Raw genomic sequence first — 17,475 nt, 5'->3', positions numbered from 1 at the left:
ACCCCTCGAAAGCCCTTCGGCCCCAAGCCGGAGGGCTTTGTTTTTGACGTTTCGACACCGTATTAAGTCATATTGACGTTAATTTAAGCCGTTACGACACTTTCAGATCTACAAATCGACAGCACTCCCGCATAGGATGAGGCCAACCCATCCCCCCTCATCGCAGGAGTCGCACCATGTCCACCCTCAACCGTCCCATCGTTCTGCTGGGCGCCGGAAAAATCGGTTTCGCCATCGCCCTGATGCTGGAACGCAGCGGCGATTATTCCGTGCTGGTTGCCGACCAGGACCCCGCCCGCCTTGCTGTCCTGGCCGAACTGGGTTGCGAGACGCGCCAGATCAGCGACGACGCCTCGGTGGCGCGCGCGATCGAAGGCGCCTATGCCGTGGTCAACGCCCTGCCGTTCCATCGCGCCACCGCCGTGGCCGGACTGTGCGCGAAGGCCGGCGTGCATTACTTCGACCTGACCGAAGACGTCGCCAGCACCCATGCCATCCAGGCGCTGGCCGAGAACGCGCGCAGCGTGCTGATGCCGCAATGCGGCCTGGCGCCCGGCTTCATCGGCATTGTCGGCAACGCGCTGGCGCGACGCTTCGACACCTTGCTGGATTTGCGCATGCGCGTCGGCGCCCTGCCGCGCTATCCCTCCAACAGCCTGCGCTACAATCTGACGTGGAGCACCGAAGGGCTGATCAACGAATACTGCAACCCGTGCGAGGCCATCGTGGACGGCCAGCTGACCAGCGTGCCCGCGTTGGAAGGCTATGAGACGTTCGCGCTGGACGGCGTGGAATACGAAGCCTTCAACACCTCGGGCGGCCTGGGCACCCTGCCCGCCACCCTGTTGGGCCGCGCGCGCAATGTGGACTACAAGTCGGTGCGCTATCCGGGCCACTGCAACATCATGAAGTTGCTGCTCAATGACCTGCGCCTGCGCGACCGCCGCGATCTGCTCAAGGACATTTTCGAGTCGGCCATCCCCACCACCGAGCAGGACGTGATCGTGATCCAGGCCTCGGCATCGGGCCACCGCCACGGCCGCCTGGAAGAAGAGTCGTACCCGATCCGCGTGTTCGGCACGGACGTGGACGGCCATCGCTTGAGCGCTATCCAGTTGTCGACGGCCGCAGGCATCTGCGCCGCGCTGGATCTGGTGGCGCAAGGCGCGTTGCCGCAACAGGGTTTCGTGGGCCAGGAAGCCATCGACCTGGACGCGCTGCTGAACAACCGTTTCGGCCGCATCTACGCGGGCAAGCCGCTGGCGCTGGCCGGCTGCGCCACCGCCGACCGTTAAGCGCCGGGATCCATGCCCCGCCGCGCGGGCGCTACGTCCAGCCTTCCAGGCGTAGCGTCGCGCGCACCAAGCGCTGCTCTTCCTGTTCGATCTCGGCCAGACTCTGGCGCACGCTGTCCACATGATCGGCTGCGGCCTTGCGCGCCAATTCGGGCTGGCGCCCGGTCACGGCGTTGAACAGACGCGTGTGCTGGCGGTCGATCTGGCGCTTTTCCGGTTCGCGGTGATAGAGGTTGTTCACGCACGCGAACACCGAGCCCAGCAGCAGGTCCGTCAGCGACTGCAGGGTGTGCACCAGCACCGGATTGTGAGAGGCCTCGCAGATGGCCAGATGGAACGCATGGTCCAGATGCGCGTGCGTGGCCGTATCGGTGGCCGTGCCCTGCGCGTTGACCATCTCGTCATAGCGGCGGCGGATCATGATGAAGTCCGCCTCGGTGCCGCGTATGGCCGCCAGCCGGGCGGACTCCGCTTCCAGCAGCGAACGCACTTCCAGCAGGTCGTAGAGCGTGCGCGGCTGCGAGTTGAACAGGTGCATCAGCGGCCCGGCATCCACCTTCGAAATATGGGCGACGAACGATCCCTTGCCTTGCGCGGTATGGATGATCTCGCGCGCCCGCAACAGCTTGAGCCCTTCGCGCAACGCCGTGCGCGACACGCCCAGTTTTTCGGTCAGGCGCCGTTCGGACGGCAGGGCCTGCCCCGCCTTGAGCACGCCGTCCAGGATCAGGCGTTCGATCCGTTCAGCGACCTCGTCCGCCACCTGGCGGGGTTTCTCTTCGGTTTCCGCGTACATGCACTCTCCGGACCAGTGGTATGACCAAGCGTTCTTCCGGTTCGCGCCGCTTGACCCATCCTCTGTAAGTAGCTGATATAAAACCATAAAAATAACGGCTTTGCCGGAGCGCGTAAAAATAAACTGGTATGACCAGCTGGTTTTGATATGGACATTGCTGCAGGTGCGAACGATGATGTCAGGACAGATTCGCCCGGCGCCCGGCGCCGGCCAGCCCTTCTTACGCTAGAGATCCGCATGACTGAACGCATCCAGCACCACGGCCTGCAAGTGGCGGCCAATCTCAACCAATTCATCGAACAGGAAGCCCTGCCCGGCACCGGCCTGGATGCCGACGGCTTCTGGCAAGGCTTTGCCGCCCTGGTACACGATCTGGGCCCCAAGAACCGCGCGCTGCTGGCTGAACGCGACCGCCTGCAAGCCGAACTGGATTCCTGGCACCGCGCCAACCCGGGCCCCATCGCCGACCCCGCCGCCTACCGCAAGTTCCTGGAAGGCATCGGCTACCTGTTGCCGCAGCCGGCCAGCGTGCAAGCCACGACCGACAACGTCGACACCGAAATCTCGCAGCAGGCCGGCCCGCAGCTGGTCGTGCCGATGTCGAACTCGCGCTACGCGCTGAACGCCGCCAACGCGCGCTGGGGCAGCCTGTACGACGCGCTCTACGGCACCGACGCCATTCCCGCCACGCCGGGCGACACCGGCAAGGGCTACAACCCCGACCGCGGCGCCGCCGTCATCGCGCGCGCCCGCGCTTTCCTGGATACGGCCGCTCCGCTGGCCCAAGGTTCGCACGCCGACGCCCGCGGCTACACGGTCGAAGGGGGCCAGTTGCGCGTGGCGCTGGCAGACGGCGCCACCGGCCTGAAGTCCGCGTCGCAATTCGCCGGCTACCAGGGCGAGGCCGCCGCGCCCACCGCCATCCTGCTCAAGAACAACGGGCTGCACTTCGAAATCCAGATCGACCGCGCCAATGCCATCGGCAGCACGGACGCCTCCGGCGTCAAGGATGTGCTGGTCGAGGCAGCGCTGACCACCATCATGGATTGCGAAGACTCGGTCGCCGCCGTGGATGCGGACGACAAGGTCCACATCTACCGCAACTGGCTCGGCCTGATGAAGGGCGACCTGACCGAAGCCGTCACCAAGGGCGGCAAGACCTTTACGCGCAAGCTGAATGCCGACCGCGTCTACACGCGCCCGGACGGCTCCTCGCTGACCCTGCACGGCCGTTCGCTGATGTTCGTGCGCAACGTCGGCCACCTGATGACCAACCCGGCCATCCTGGACCGCGACGGCCTGGAAATCCCCGAAGGCATCCTGGACGCCGTGGTTACGAGCCTGGCCGCGCTGCAAGACCGCAAGAACAAGCTGAACTCGCGCACCGGTTCCGTCTACATCGTGAAGCCCAAGATGCACGGCCCTGTTGAAGCCGCATTCGCCAGCGAACTCTTCGACCGCGTCGAAGACCTGATCAAGGTGCCGCGCAACACCTTGAAGATGGGCATCATGGACGAGGAGCGCCGCACCAGCATCAACCTGAAAGCGTGCATTGGCGCGGCCGCCTCGCGCGTGGCCTTCATCAACACGGGCTTTTTGGACCGCACCGGCGACGAAATGCACTCCAGCATGGAAGCCGGCCCGATGCTGCGCAAGGGCGACATGAAGTCCACCGCCTGGATCACCGCGTACGAACGCAACAACGTGCTGGTCGGCCTGGACAGCGGCCTGCGCGGCCGCGCCCAGATCGGCAAGGGCATGTGGGCCATGCCTGACCTGATGGCCGCCATGCTGGAACAGAAGATCGCGCACCCCAAGGCCGGCGCCAATACCGCCTGGGTGCCCTCGCCCACCGCCGCCACGCTGCACGCACTGCACTACCACCAGGTCGATGTGCAAGCGGTCCAGAAAGAACTGGAACGCACCAAGCTGGCCGACGTCCGCGACGAGTTGCTGGGCGGCCTGCTGACTGTGCCGGTCGGCGACCGCTCCAAGTGGTCCGCGGCCGACATCCAGCAGGAACTGGACAACAACGTCCAGGGCATCCTGGGCTATGTGGTGCGCTGGATCGACCAGGGCGTGGGCTGCTCGAAGGTGCCTGACATCCACAACGTGGGCCTAATGGAAGACCGCGCCACGCTGCGCATCTCCAGCCAGCACATCGCCAACTGGATTCGCCACGGCGTGACCAACCAAGACCAGGTCATGGAAACGTTCAAGCGCATGGCCAAGGTCGTCGACGGCCAAAACGCCGGCGATGCGGCCTACCAGCCCATGGCCGGCCACTTCGACACCTCGCTGGCGTTCAAGGCGGCATGCGCCCTGGTGTTCGAAGGGCTGACCCAGCCCAACGGCTACACCGAACCGCTGCTGCACAAGTACCGCCTGCAGTTCAAGGCCGCGGCCGCCTGATGGCACCGCACACCCTGCGCCACCAAAACGGACCGCCTCGGCGGTCCTTTTTTTGGGCTGCCGATCCTGCCCCGATTAATAAATCCCGTTATTTCGCACGACCGTGCTAAATTCACATTCATGACAGCCAAAACCGAGAAAAGCGAACTGACTTTCGCGGCCATTGTGGACGCGGCCGTGGACATGGCCGCCGCGCAAGGCATGGAAAGCCTGTCGCTGGGCCAGGTGGCCAAGCAGCTGGGCATCAGCAAAAGCGGCGTGTTCTCGCGCGTCGGCTCGCTTGAGGCCTTGCAGCAAGCGGTGCTGGACGAATACGACCGCCGCTTCGTGGCCGCCGTCTTCACGCCGGCCATGGCGCGTCCCCGTGGGCTGCCCCGGCTGAACGCGCTGGTCTCGCTATGGGTGGACCGCGCCAGCAACGTCGAACTGCTGACCGGGTGCATCTATGTGGCCGGCGCCTTCGAATACGACGACGTCGAATCGCCGCTGCGCGCCGTGCTGGAAGACAATCTGCGGCGCTGGCGCGCGGCCATGGTCCGCACCGTCAACCAGGCGCTGGAAGCGGGCCACGTGCGGCCGGACACCGACCCCGAACAACTGGTGTTCGAGGTCTATAGCCTGATGATCGGTTTGATGCACGACGCCCGCTTCCTGCGGGACCCCAAGGCGCCCGCACGCGTGCGGGCGGCGTATGAGCGGCTGATCTCGACCTACCGCAGCTTCACCTACGTTGAATAACTGAACCGCGCCGGCGCATGCCGGCGTTTCTTGACCCTAATTTCGCACGATCGTGCGAATTTATATCTGGAGCTTGCCATGTGGATTCTGATCGCAGCCATCGCCGCCGGCGCACTGGCCCACCTGTGGCGGCAATGGCGCGCGCTGCTGCGCCAATTGCCCGACTGCGCCGAACACCTTGTGCTGTTCTAGTGAACTAGCAGCATCCCGGTCTATATTCCGGGATAGTCCAATCGAATCCAGCCATGCCGCGTTCCGTCCATTTATTGATCGTCGATCCGCAGAACGATTTCTGCGACCTGCCCGAGGCGTATCTGCCTGCGGACCCGTTGACCGGAAACCTCAGCCTGCCGGCGCTGCCGGTAGCGGGCGCTCACGCCGACATGCAACGGCTGGCGCGCTTCATCGACGCCACCTCGCATGCGCTGACTTCCATCACGGTGACGCTGGATTCGCACCACCGGCTGGACGTCGCGCACCCCACATTCTGGCGCACGGGCGACGGCCAGCCCGTCGCGCCCTTCACGCCGATCACCGCCGCAGAAGTGCGCGCTGGCGCCTTCCACCCGCGCCACATCGACGACCTGCCCCGCACCCTGACCTATCTGGACGAACTGGAGGCGCGCGGCCGCTACACACTGATGGTGTGGCCCGTGCACTGCGAGATCGGCACCTGGGGGCACAACGTGCATGCGGACGTGCGCGCGGCCTACAGCCGCTGGGAAGACGCGGACCAGTTCATCGTGCGCAAGGTGCCCAAAGGCACGAATCCCTGGACGGAACACTACAGCGCGCTGATGGCCGAAGTGCCGGATCCCGATGATCCCCGCAGCCAGCTCAACCGCAGCCTGCTGGGGTCGCTGGACCGCTCGGACCTGATCATCATCGGCGGAGAAGCCGGCAGCCACTGCGTGCGCGCCACCGTAGAACATCTGGCCGAACACCTGCCCGGCGGTAATCTGTCACGCATTGTGCTGCTGACCGATTGCATGAGCCCCGTTGCCGGCTTCGCCGATGCGCAAGCGACCTTCCTGCAACGCATGCGCGATATGGGCATGCAGGAGCGCACCAGCGTGGACATGGCCCGGGCGCTGCAAGCCTGACCGCGCCAAAAACAAGGCCGCCTGCGGGAGCCAGGCGGCCGTATGGTTCATCGCTGCAATCGGAGCGCGTCTGCGCTAGGCGTCCACGGCGGGTTGCGCCGCCTGGCTGCCCTTCACATGATCGCATTCCACATACAAGGCGCTGATCGCCTCGCACAACGCGGGCGGCTGCTGGAACAGGCGCGCCACCAGCAAGCAACCTTGCACCGTGGCGAATACGGCCCGGCCCGCCGCTTCGGCCGTGCCGGAAAACTTCAACGTGCCCTGCGCCGCGCCTTCGGCCAGCACGCGGGCCAGCCACGCTTCGTGCGCACGGAAAAAGCCCTGCAGGGCGCCACGCACGCGGTCGGACAAGCTCATGATGTCGGCGGCCAGCATGCCGCCCAGACAGAGCTCACCGGCGCCGCAGGCGCGCGATTCCATCATCGACAGGTATTGCTCCAGCTGCGCCTGCGCGGGCTGCGCAGTGTCGATGGCGCGCACCGTGCCCAGCGCGCGTGCGCTGTAGGCCTCGACCGCTTCATAGAGCAGGTCGTCTTTGCCGGGAAAGTAATAGTGGATGCTGGACGTCTTCACGCCCACATGCTCCGCCAGGTCGCGGTAGCTGAAACCATTGCAGCCGCGCGTGCGGATCAGCTTCTCGGCGTGCGCCAGCAGCAGGTCTCGAGTGGTGTTGGGGGTCGGAGTGTCCATGGCTGAATATTACCTACTAATAGGTCGGTTCGTCATCGGGGGCCGCCCTAAGTGCGGTCCAAAACGCCCGTGCGGACCCCGGCCGGGAAACATCCCGCCCCCCGGGGTCCGCATGTGCCGGCATCCTGCTTAGCCTTGCACGGGCGGGTAGTCCAGTTCGCCGCTTTCGGTCAGGCCTTGGGCGCGGGCAGCGGCCAGTTCCTGGGTCACTTGGGCACGGGTCTTGTCGTGGCCGACGGCGGCAAACGCGGTGGCGGCGTAGCCTTCTTCGCCGAAGACGAGTTCACCATTGGCGCGGGCGGCGGCCAGCTCTTGCTGCACTTGGGCGCGGGTGACCGTGCTTTGGGTGTTCAGGGCGGGCGGATAGTCCAGTTCGCCGGCTTGGGCGGCGCCGATGAAGGAAGCGGACAGAATCAGGGCGGATACGAGGGTCTTCATGGTTGATCTCCAGTAAGGATCAGTGCTGCATCAGGGTCTTTGGGTAAAGCTATCTATCGCTAGATAGATACGACTTCAAAAAAACTCAGCCTTGAACGGGCGGGTAGTCCAGTTCGCCGCTTTCGGTCAGGCCTTGGGCGCGGGCAGCGGCCAGTTCCTGCGTCACTTGGGCACGGGTCTTGTCGTTGCCAACGGCAGCGAACGCGGTGGCGGCGTAGCCTTCTTCGCCAGAGACGAGTTCACCATTGGCGCGGGCGGCGGCCAGCTCTTGCTGCACTTGGGCGCGGGTGACCGTGCTTTCGGTGTTCAGGGCGGGCGGGTAGTCCAGTTCGCCGGCTTGGGCGGCGCCGATAAAGGAGGCGGACAGGATCAGGGCGGATACGAGGGTCTTCATGGTTGATCTCCAGATAACGATTCGATGCGGGTTTCGGTTTAAACTATCTACTTATAGGTAGACAACTTGGGAAATAAAAAAGCGGTCCTACTGTATTTCTGGTTCGGCGGCAGCGGCTTGGTTGGGTTTGCTGCGTCGATGGATGAATCTTACCTACTACTAGATAGATAGCGCAAGCGGGTATTGTGAAACCAAATATTTCATGATGCCTGCGGGCAACAGCCGTTCACCGGCTGACGGCGACCAGTACCATCATCGGTCGGTCCTGCTCCTCGGCCAGCGCAGGCTGCGCCGCCAGTTGCTCGGCCGTCGGCGCCCATTCCTCCACGTGCGTGATCGTGAACCCCGTCTGGATCAACAGGTTCAGCGTGGTGCCCAGCATCCTGTGCTGCTTCACCACGCCCTTGGCCAGCCAATCCGTGATGCGCGGCCCTTGCCTCGCGTACTGGTTCAGCGGCCAGATCCGATCGCCCGCCGCATCCTCCACGAAGCTCGGCCGAGCCGGCGCGGTATAGATCGGATGCTCGGCAGAAAACACGAAACGTCCACCCGGCGCGAGCGCTCGGTGGACCGTCGCGAACAAGTCGGCCAGATGTTCGATGTAGTGCAGGGTCAACGAGCTATAGGCCAGGTCATAGCTGGCCGCTGGCAATTGCAGCTGTTCCAGATCGGCACGCTGATAGCGGATCCGGCTGGACTGCGTGGTGGCGCGCGCCCGCTCCAGCATATTGTGGGAAACATCCAGCCCCAGCACCTCGGCCGCCCCTTGCTGGTCGGCCCACCGGCAAAACCAGCCAAAGCCGCAACCCAGGTCTACGACCCGGCGGTCCCGCAAGTCAGGCATCAATGCGCGCAACGCGGGCCATTCAGGCGCGCCGTCCAGGCCGTGCACCGAACGCGCCATCTGGCTGTAGCCCTCGAAGAATTCGGGCGTGTCGTAGATGTTCTGGGTCATGGCGTGTTCCTGGCAGGTTGCGGCGCCGGAAACGCCGCGCAGGGCTGACCTTACCAGGAGCGGGGCGACACGCCATAGCGCGCCTTGAAGACCTTGCTGAAATGGCTCAGGCTGGAAATCCCCACTTCGCCCGCGACCTGCGTCACGCTCATGCCGGCCTGGAGCAAGTCGCACGCGCGGGCAAGCCGCACGTCGCTCAGATACGCGTGCACGGACTGGCCCGTGCTTTCGCGCATCAGCTGCTGCAGCCGCTTTTCCGACAAGCCCACCATCCGCGCCAACAGGCCCGGCGGCCAATGCTCGGCGTGGCGTGCCCGCAGCAGGTCGCAGGCCTCGTGCAGCCGCTGGCGTTCCTGCGCCGCCGGGCCATTCAACGCCTCCGGTTGCGACAGCAGCTGCACGAAAGCCGACAGCATTTCCAGCGATTTGGCGCGATACCACAGGCGGCGCGCCTCGGCGGCAGGCGGCGGGTTCCGCGCCAGGCTGCCGGCCAGCGCCAACAGGCCGGTCGGGGCGTCCAGCGCCGCCACCAAAGAACCGTGCGCCGGCACGCTGACGTCACGGCGAAACCGCCCCCGCAACATGGCGACCAGCCCCGTGTCGCCCGCGCGAGCCAGCGCCTCGGGCGTGTAGCGGACATCCACCATCCGCACGCGCTGGTTCGCGGGCAGGTGCGTCGCCCAGCGCAAAGGCCGTTCGTGATTGAACAGGAGCGCCGCCCCGGCAGCCACCCGCATGGGTTCGCCGCCTTCCAAGGCCAGCGTCGCGTGCCCTTCCTGCCATACCTGCATGCCGAACACGGGCGCCCCCGGCGCGGGAATCGTCAACGCGCGCCGCGGGCTGCCGTCCAGGACGACCAGGCTCACGCCCTCGTCCACCCGCAGCACGCATTCGATGACGTCTTCCCAGTCCTGCGTTGCCGGCACGGTCGGCAGCGTGCCGCGCCACCATTCGTGCGGCTGGGGCGGCGCGCTGGACGGGTCGGGCAGAGGCGGAATGAACAAGGGCGCGGCGGCGCGAACGGACATGGGCGAAGCGCAAAAAACGGGGCGGCAGCAAAACCGTCAATCCCCGCCGAAGAATCGTCAGACAGGTGCCGAGAGTTCTGGAATCATGCCGACGCGCAGGAATGATTCTTGTTAATTATAAATCGACCCAGGGGTAATACCGTGTCCTTTTCCGTCAAGCCGCTGCCGTTGGCGCTGCTGGCCGCCCTTGCCGCGTCGGCCCCCGCCGCCGCGCAAACCGTCCAACCCGCCGGCACTGGCGTGACCACGCTGGCCCCCGTCGTGGTGCGGGGCGCGGGCGATTCGTCGCCGGTGTCCGGCGCCGACTACGTGACGACGCGCAGCCGCTCCGGCACCAAGTCGGATGCGGCGCTCATCGATACGCCGCAAACCATCAACGTCATCACCCGCAATGAAATGGACGAACGCGGCGTCACCTCCGTCGCCCAGGCCGTCCGCTACACCCCGGGCGTGTTCGCCCAGTATGGCGACAGCGATGTGCGTTATGACTGGCTGACCGTGCGCGGCTTCACGCCCTCGCGCTACCTGGACGGCCTGTTGCTGCCCTTCGGCTCGCGCGGCTATTCGCAGCCGCGGATCGACACCTACGGACTGGAACGCGTGGAAATCCTGAAAGGCCCGTCGTCCGGGCTGTACGGGCAAAGCGCGCCGGGCGGCCTGGTCAACATGACCAGCAAGCGCCCCACCGCTGAACCGTTCAATGAAGTGGTCTTGCAGGCCGGCAGCTTCAACCGGTATCAGGGTTCATTCGACTTCTCGGGCCCGGCCGACGAAGAAGGCAAATTCCTCTATCGCCTGACCGGCACGCTGCGGGACAGCGACACCCAGTACCAGCACGTCGACGACGAACGCCAATTCATCGCCCCCAGCTTCACGTGGCGCCCGTCTTCGGACACCAGCCTGAACCTGAGCGCGCAATATCAGAAGATCACCAGCCACGGCGGCGGCGGCGCCCCCGTGCTGCCCGTGATCGGCACGCTGGAAAAAAGCGCCACCGCCGGCTATATCCCTCGCGACCGCTTCGTGGGCGAGCCGGGCTACGACATCTTCACCAACGAACAGGCCATGGTCGGCTACACGTTGGACCACCGTGTGAACGACATCTGGAGCGTGCGCCAGAGCGCCCGCTACACCAATGTCGACACCAACACGCGCCGCGTGCAGATCGGCGCGATGGTGTCGGACACGCAGGCCGTCCGCTACGCCTGGGCCTTCCCCGAAACGTCGCACACCTTCCAGATCGACAACCAGTTGAACGCCAAGTTCAGCGCCGGCCCGACCCGTCACGACGTCACCTTCGGCCTGGATTACCTGCGTGAAAAATCACGCTACAACGAGAGCAGCCTGGGGCTGATGCTGCCGCCGGCGTCCCCGCTGTTCAACGTGTTCGATCCCGACTACGGCACCCCGGTCACGCGCCCTGCCACGGCCACCAAGATCAACATGACGCGCAGCCAACTGGGCCTGTACGCGCAGGATCAGATCGAACTGGACCGCCTGCGCTTCACGTTCGCCGGCCGCTATGACTGGACCGAAGGCACCACCGACAACGGCGTGGCGGGCAGCGGCGGCCAGTGGGCCTGGACGTCGCGCAACGCCGACGCCGACCGCTTCACCGGCCGGGCCGGCGTGACCTACCGTTTCGACAACGGCCTGGCGCCCTACCTGAGCTATTCCACGTCGTTCCAGCCGATGACGGGCGTCACGCGCGACGGCTCGCCGCTCAAGCCCACGACCGGCGAACAATACGAAGCCGGTGTGAAGTTCCAGCCAGACGGATACGCCAGCTTCGTCACGCTGTCGGCCTTCCAGATCACGCAAAAGAACGTCAGCACGCCGGATCCAGTCAACACGAGCTTCGTGGTGCAGACGGGTGAAGTCCAGGTGCAGGGGATCGAGCTCGAAGGCAAAGCCAGTTTCGACAATGGGCTGGACCTGACGATGTCCTATGCGCTTAGCGACAGCGAGATCACCAAGACCAACACGGCCGCGCAACGCGGCAACCAGCTCATCTTCGTGCCCCGCCACCAAGCTGCGCTGTGGGCCGACTACACGCTGCGCGACGGCCCGCTGCAAGGCGTGGGCCTGGGCGCGGGCGTCACGTACCGCGGCGGCTTCTACGGCGACCTGAACAACCGGTACGCCATTCCCGCCGTCACGCTGGTTGACGCGGCGATCCGCTATGACCTGGGCCGCGCCAGCCCCACGCTGGCCGGCGCGCAAGTGGCGTTGAACGTCTCGAACCTGTTCGACAAGCGCTACGTCGCCAATTGCCTCGGTACGGCCGTCAGCTGCTACTGGGGCGCGGAACGCACGGTGATGGCGACATTGCGTTATCGCTGGTGAAGCCTCGGCTAGCCACCACCTGGCTGGACGGCGTGCGAAGCGGCCTCGGCCGTCAGCCAGTGCTTCAGGGACTCCACCGCAGCACTGGCGTTTGCACGGAAGTACAGGCTGAACCAGCCTCCCGTTGCCGTGAACCCGAGGGGCGCCACGAGCTTTCCTGCGCGGAGATCGGCCTGCACCAGCATCTCGGGCGCAATGCCGACGCCCAAGCCCACGGCCGCGGCGTCGAGCATGTGGCCCAGTTGATCGAACTCGCGCTTGGGCCGGGCCTCGGCCCGCGCCAGCGCCACACCGCCAGCCGAGGCCCACTGCTCCCAGGCCGCGGGCCGGGAAGAGGTGTGCAGCAGCGGCATGTCCAGGAGGTCGGCCGGCGTGCTGATGCGCTGTGCCAGCGCGCGGGTGCAGACGGGCCCGATCGCCTCGGGGAACAACGGCACGGCGCCGATGGCCGCAGACGCGTGTTCCTCGGCAACGATCAACACGTCAATAACCCGCCGCTCCAACAGCCCGATGTCGGTCGCGGTCTGAAGCCTGACCTGGACCCCAGGGTGCGTGCGCTCGAAATGTTCCAGCCTTGGGATGATCCAGTTGGACAGCAGACTGGCCGGGGCGCCCACCACCACATCGGCCGACGTGGTCCTGCCCCGTAGCTCGACGCAGCGTTGTTCGAGCATGTCGAAGGCCGGTTGGCAGGCGCGCAGCAAATCCTGCCCGGCAACGGTCAACCGCACGCCCCCCGAGTGCCGCTCGAAGAGCTTGCTGCCCACCCAGGTTTCCAGCTGCCGGATCTGCTGGCTGACCGCGCTATGCGACACGCGCAATTCATCGGCGGCAAGGGAAAGGTTCAAGTGCCGGGCGGCGCTGTCAAAGACACGCAGCGAATTCATCGGGGGAAGCGTACGCATGCTCACGATATTAGAAAATCTAATAATCACAGGCAAGAAATCTATGATTTATCAGAGGAATATCCGTCGCTACCATAGCCCTAACGTATTCAATGGGCTAAGGTCATGTCGCTTGTTTCCCACCCTGATTCCCCCGACGCGCTCGGGCAATTCGGCCCCTACGGCGGCCGCTACATGCCCGAGACCCTGATCCCGGCACTCGATGATCTGGAGCGGACCTATCGCGAGGCGCGGGAGGATCCCGCGTTCTGGAACGAATTCAGGTCGATGCTGGCCGATTACGTGGGCCGCCCCAGCCCGCTGTTCCATGCCCGCGCAATCAGCGAAGCACTGGGGGCCCGCATCTTCCTGAAACGGGAAGATCTCAACCACACCGGCGCGCACAAGATCAACAACTGCCTGGGCCAGATCCTGCTGGCCAGACGGATGGGAAAGACGCGCGTCATTGCAGAAACCGGCGCCGGCCAGCACGGGGTCGCCACCGCCACGGTCTGCGCGCTGTACGGCCTGCAGTGCGTGATCTACATGGGCGCGGTCGACGTCGCGCGCCAAGCCACCAACGTCACCCGCATGAAGATGCTGGGCGCCGAAGTGCGTGCGGTTCCCGACGGTAGCGCAACGCTCAAGGATGCGATGAATGCGGCCATCCGCGATTGGATCGCGCGCTCCGACGACACCTACTACCTGCTGGGTACCGGCGCCGGACCGCACCCTTACCCGTGGATGGTCCGGGAGTTCCAGAAGGTGATCGGCGAAGAGACCCGAGCGCAAATCCTGGAGAAGACGGGCCGGCTGCCCGACGTGATGGTCGCCTGCATCGGCGGCGGCTCCAACGCCATCGGCTTCTTCCACCCCTTTCTGGGTGAGCCCCAAGTCCAGCTGCACGGCGTGGAAGCCGGGGGCCATGGAGTCGACACCGCGCAGCACGCCGCCAGCATTGGCGCAGGCCGGCTGGGCGTGCTGCACGGGTGTTGCAGCTACTTCCTTCAGGATCAAGACGGCCAGATCACGAACGCGCATTCGATTTCGGCCGGGCTGGACTACCCCGGCGTGGGGCCGGAACACGCCCTGCTTCATGACACGGGGCGCGTGCGCTATGCCTCCGTTACCGACGCCGAGGCGGTCGACGCCTATCGCTGGCTGACGGAAAAGCAAGGCATCATCCCCGCCTTGGAAAGCGCGCATGCCCTGGCCTACACCCGAAAGCTCGCCGCGCGCCTGGAGGCGGACAAGACCATCGTGGTCTGCCTGAGCGGCCGCGGGGACAAGGACCTGAACACGGTCCTCCAATTTGCCGGAGCCACGAAATGAGCCGACTGGAAAACACCCTCGCCACGCTGCGCACGGCGGGCCGCGCGGGGCTGGCCGCGTATTTCACGGCCGGCGACCCCACCTATGACGACTGCCTGAGCCTTCTGAAACGCCTGCCCGCGGCCGGCGCCGACGTGATTGAACTGGGCATGCCGTTCAGCGACCCGGTGGCCGACGGCCCGGTGCTGCAATTGGCCAATGATCGGGCGCTACGCGCCGGCCAGACGATGCGGCGGACCTTGGACCTTGTGCAAACGTTCCGTGAACAGGATCCGCAGACCCCGATCGTGCTGATGGGATACCTGAACCCGCTATTGCGATACGACGTCGCGGCCTTCATGGCCGACGCGGCCCGGGCGGGCGTGGACGGACTGATCATCGTGGACTTGTCGCCGGATCACGCCGGCGAGATCGGCCGGCAGGCGCGCATGCATGGCATCGACATCATCCGGATGACGGCACCGACGACGCCCGCGGCCAGGCTGGACGCCGTGCTGCACGGAGCCAGCGGCTTTATCTATCACGTCATGCTGGCGGGCACGACAGGCGGCGCGCTCCCTTCCAATGACGCCATCGCCGACGCCTTGCAACGGGTCAGGGCCCGGACGCAACTCCCCATCGCCGCCGGGTTCGGCGTGCGCTCCGCCGAGCAGGCACGCGCCGTCGGCCGCCATGCCGATCTGGTCGCCGTCGGCACGCGGCTGGTGGAGGTGTTGGCAACAGACGGAATCGACGCGGCAGTCGACGAGGTGCGGCTGCTGTCCGGGGCGTTGCGGGCAGCGGCGTGAAGCGCAGGCCGTAGAAACCACAGGACGTAAAAAAGCCCCGGTTCGTGAAGAGCCGGGGCTTTTGACTGCAAGAGCGCGTCAGGTCGGAATCAGAACGGAATATCGTCGTCCATGTCCGCCAGGTTGGCGCCGCTGCTGGCCGGAGCCGCTGCGGGGGCCGGGCGCTGTTGGGGCGCCGGGCGTTGCGCCGGTGCGCGTTGCTGCTGCGGACGCGACGGGGCGTCGTCGTAGCCGCCGCCACCGCCGTAGCTGGCGCCACCGCCACCGCCGTCTTCGCGGCCGCCCAGCATTTGCATCTGGTCGGCGACGACTTCGGTGCTGTAACGGTCAGCGCCGGTGTCCTTGTCTTGCCACTTGCGCGTCTTCAGGCGACCTTCGATGTAGACCGAGCGGCCCTTCTTCAGGTATTCGCCGGCGATTTCAGCCAGGCGGTTGTACATGACGACGCGGTGCCATTCGGTTTCTTCGCGCTTTTCGCCGCTGGCCTTGTCTTTCCAGGACGAAGTGGTGGCAATCGACATGTTGCAGATTGCCGCGCCGTCCGGGCTGTAGCGGACTTCCGGGTCGCGCCCCAGATTGCCCACGAGAATGACTTTGTTAACCGATGCCATGCCGATGTCCCTCTGTTGTTGACAGCCTGCGCCTGTGCGTTGCCGCGAGCGCGCCGGCAACAACATAAAAAGCGATGTTGAAGACCGGCTTCATGAAACACGCCGGTCACCGTAACGATGACCGGCGACGCCGGATGAAGCCCTAGTTTGGTACGTATTATCGACGAAAAGGGCTTGCCGCGCCAAACGCGATTCGTGACAAATCCGTCCAGCCCGGAAAACGAATTCAGGGCAGTTGGCCGCCGTACGCGACACAATCAGCCACTTTTCCGCGCAGTCGGGGACGCATCCCCTGCGCGGGGGTCAGGCCAGGGGCCGAAGCGCCCAGGTCACGGCCAGCCAGATCGCCGACAGGATGGCCGCGCCGATGAAGACCGCGCCGGCGCCCGAATGCGACGCCAGCCACCCGCCCAAGGCGCCGCCCGCGAACAGACCGGCCGCCTGGGCCGTGTTGTAGAAGCCCAGCGCCAGGCCCTTGTAGGCCTGCGGGGCCACGCGCGACACCAGCGACGGCTGCAAGGCTTCCAGCACGTTGAAGGCCACGAAGAAGCCCGTCAGCGCGATGGCCAGTGTGTAGAACCCGTGGCTGGCCGCAGGCAGCAAGGCGCACACCACCACCAGCCCTGCCACGGCGGCGCGCAAGGCGCCCCGATGGGCGCGGCGCTTCTCGGCGATGAACACGACCGGCACCATCAGCACGAACGACACCAGGATGACCGGCAAATAGACTTTCCAGAGCTCGCGGGCATCCAGGCCGCCCACCTTGGCCAGCAAGGCGGGCACCACGACAAACAGCGACACCTGGATCAGGTGCAGCACGAACACGCCGAAATTCAGGCGCAACAGGTCGCGGTGGGTCAGGACTTCGCGCGGACGGGCGGCCTGCATGGTGCGAGCCTGCGTGCGCGGCACCACCGGCACCACAAAGCGCGCCACGCCCAGGCAGATGACGCCCAGACAGGCGATAGTCCAGAACAGGCCGGACAGCCCCCACCAGCCCACCAGCACGGGCGACAGGACGAGCGACACCGCGAACGACAGGCCGATCGACCCGCCTACCATGGCCATGGCGCGCGTGCGGACTTCGTCGCGGGTGGCGTCGGCCAGCCAGGCGGTGACAGCGGCGGAAATGGCGCCCGCCCCCTGGATGGCGCGCCCGATGGTGATCCAATACACGTCCGTCGCCTGGGCACAGACGACGCTGCCCGCCACGAACAGCAGGAGGCCGAACAGCACGACGGGGCGACGGCCCCAGCGGTCGGAGGCCAGCCCGAAGGGGATCTGCATGAAGGCCTGGGTCAGCCCATACATGCCCAGCGCCAGGCCGACGCGGGCCGGATCATTGCCGCCCGGCAGGCCGGCGGCCGCCACGGCGAAAACCGGCAGCAACAGGAACAGCCCCAGCATCCGCGCGGCGAACAGGCCGGCCAGCGCAATGCTGGCGCGGCGCTCGGAAGGGGTCAATTTCAGTCTGGTATCTGCCGGCATGCGGAAATTTCAACAATGACAAGGGCGGGCGCGCGTGGATGTCACACGCTCACGGTCTGATCTAGCGGTGCCGCGCCGGCTCCGGTTCAGTCCAACTTGGCGGACTACCCTGAACGCGGGGGGATTCGGCGCGCTATAGTACCAAGTTGGCCTTTGAAACCGCTTAAAAGAGCC

General features: G+C 65.7%; 16 protein-coding genes. 7 read left to right on the top strand and 9 right to left on the bottom strand.

From position 1 onward, the window contains the following. The first annotated feature begins 176 nt into the window (after positions 1-176). Positions 177-1,295: a saccharopine dehydrogenase family protein gene (locus AC27VE_RS03140; protein WP_280028390.1), complete on the top strand. Its 1,119-nt coding sequence runs from the start codon at positions 177-179 to the stop codon at positions 1,293-1,295. A 31-nt stretch (positions 1,296-1,326) separates the two neighbouring features. Here AC27VE_RS03140 and glcC read toward each other — a convergent pair whose 3' ends face one another. Further along, positions 1,327-2,091, bottom strand: coding sequence for a transcriptional regulator GlcC (glcC, locus tag AC27VE_RS03135; RefSeq protein WP_488702999.1), 765 nt, complete (start codon positions 2,089-2,091; stop codon positions 1,327-1,329). A 237-nt stretch (positions 2,092-2,328) separates the two neighbouring features. Between glcC and AC27VE_RS03130 the strand changes: the two genes are divergently transcribed. From AC27VE_RS03130 to AC27VE_RS03120, 3 genes are all read left to right on the top strand, one after another. Then, positions 2,329-4,503: a malate synthase G gene (locus tag AC27VE_RS03130; protein WP_488702998.1), complete on the top strand. Its 2,175-nt coding sequence runs from the start codon at positions 2,329-2,331 to the stop codon at positions 4,501-4,503. A gap of 120 nt (positions 4,504-4,623) precedes the next feature. Further along, positions 4,624-5,241: a TetR/AcrR family transcriptional regulator gene (locus AC27VE_RS03125; RefSeq protein WP_488702997.1), complete on the top strand. Its 618-nt coding sequence runs from the start codon at positions 4,624-4,626 to the stop codon at positions 5,239-5,241. A 245-nt stretch (positions 5,242-5,486) separates the two neighbouring features. Then, positions 5,487-6,344, top strand: coding sequence for a cysteine hydrolase family protein (locus tag AC27VE_RS03120; protein ID WP_488702996.1), 858 nt, complete (start codon positions 5,487-5,489; stop codon positions 6,342-6,344). Between the two features lie 75 nt (positions 6,345-6,419). On the opposite strand, the gene AC27VE_RS03115 is transcribed toward AC27VE_RS03120, so the two are convergent. The 5 genes from AC27VE_RS03115 to AC27VE_RS03095 all read right to left on the bottom strand — a co-directional run bounded on the left by AC27VE_RS03115 (position 6,420) and on the right by AC27VE_RS03095 (position 9,852). After that, on the bottom strand, positions 6,420-7,037 hold the full coding sequence (locus AC27VE_RS03115) for a TetR/AcrR family transcriptional regulator (protein WP_006222956.1): 618 nt from the start codon (positions 7,035-7,037) through the stop codon (positions 6,420-6,422). A 129-nt stretch (positions 7,038-7,166) separates the two neighbouring features. Beyond that, positions 7,167-7,475, bottom strand: coding sequence for a DUF4148 domain-containing protein (locus AC27VE_RS03110; RefSeq protein WP_488702995.1), 309 nt, complete (start codon positions 7,473-7,475; stop codon positions 7,167-7,169). Between the two features lie 85 nt (positions 7,476-7,560). Continuing rightward, positions 7,561-7,869: a DUF4148 domain-containing protein gene (locus AC27VE_RS03105; RefSeq protein ID WP_088588586.1), complete on the bottom strand. Its 309-nt coding sequence runs from the start codon at positions 7,867-7,869 to the stop codon at positions 7,561-7,563. Positions 7,870-8,095: 226 nt separating this feature from the next. Continuing rightward, positions 8,096-8,824: a class I SAM-dependent methyltransferase gene (locus tag AC27VE_RS03100; protein ID WP_488702994.1), complete on the bottom strand. Its 729-nt coding sequence runs from the start codon at positions 8,822-8,824 to the stop codon at positions 8,096-8,098. 50 nt (positions 8,825-8,874) lie between these two features. Then, entirely contained in the window at positions 8,875-9,852 is a 978-nt protein-coding gene (locus AC27VE_RS03095; protein ID WP_488702993.1) for a helix-turn-helix domain-containing protein, read from the bottom strand. Positions 9,853-9,993: 141 nt separating this feature from the next. On the opposite strand from AC27VE_RS03095, the gene AC27VE_RS03090 reads away from it, so the two are divergent. Further along, positions 9,994-12,198, top strand: coding sequence for a TonB-dependent siderophore receptor (locus AC27VE_RS03090; RefSeq protein WP_488702992.1), 2,205 nt, complete (start codon positions 9,994-9,996; stop codon positions 12,196-12,198). Between the two features lie 8 nt (positions 12,199-12,206). Here AC27VE_RS03090 and AC27VE_RS03085 read toward each other — a convergent pair whose 3' ends face one another. Then, positions 12,207-13,103 (bottom strand): LysR substrate-binding domain-containing protein, encoded by an 897-nt coding sequence (locus AC27VE_RS03085; RefSeq protein ID WP_427958255.1) that lies wholly within the window; start codon positions 13,101-13,103, stop codon positions 12,207-12,209. A gap of 105 nt (positions 13,104-13,208) precedes the next feature. On the opposite strand from AC27VE_RS03085, the gene trpB reads away from it, so the two are divergent. Further along, positions 13,209-14,414, top strand: a complete 1,206-nt coding sequence (gene trpB, locus AC27VE_RS03080; RefSeq protein ID WP_280028380.1) for a tryptophan synthase subunit beta — start codon at positions 13,209-13,211, stop codon at positions 14,412-14,414. After that, a complete protein-coding gene (trpA, locus tag AC27VE_RS03075) occupies positions 14,411-15,202 on the top strand; it encodes a tryptophan synthase subunit alpha (protein ID WP_488702991.1) in 792 nt (263 codons plus the stop codon). The genes trpB and trpA overlap by 4 nt, the downstream gene beginning before the upstream one ends. Positions 15,203-15,291: 89 nt before the next feature. Here the strand turns inward: trpA and ssb are convergent, their stop codons facing one another. After that, a complete protein-coding gene (ssb, locus tag AC27VE_RS03070) occupies positions 15,292-15,813 on the bottom strand; it encodes a single-stranded DNA-binding protein (RefSeq protein WP_006227444.1) in 522 nt (173 codons plus the stop codon). 303 nt (positions 15,814-16,116) lie between these two features. Further along, positions 16,117-17,301: an MFS transporter gene (locus tag AC27VE_RS03065; RefSeq protein WP_088588579.1), complete on the bottom strand. Its 1,185-nt coding sequence runs from the start codon at positions 17,299-17,301 to the stop codon at positions 16,117-16,119. Positions 17,302-17,475: the final 174 nt, after the last annotated feature.

This window comes from Achromobacter sp. 18P8.1.1 (genome assembly GCF_057799415.1).
This window is presented reverse-complemented; position numbering and strand designations above follow the sequence as displayed.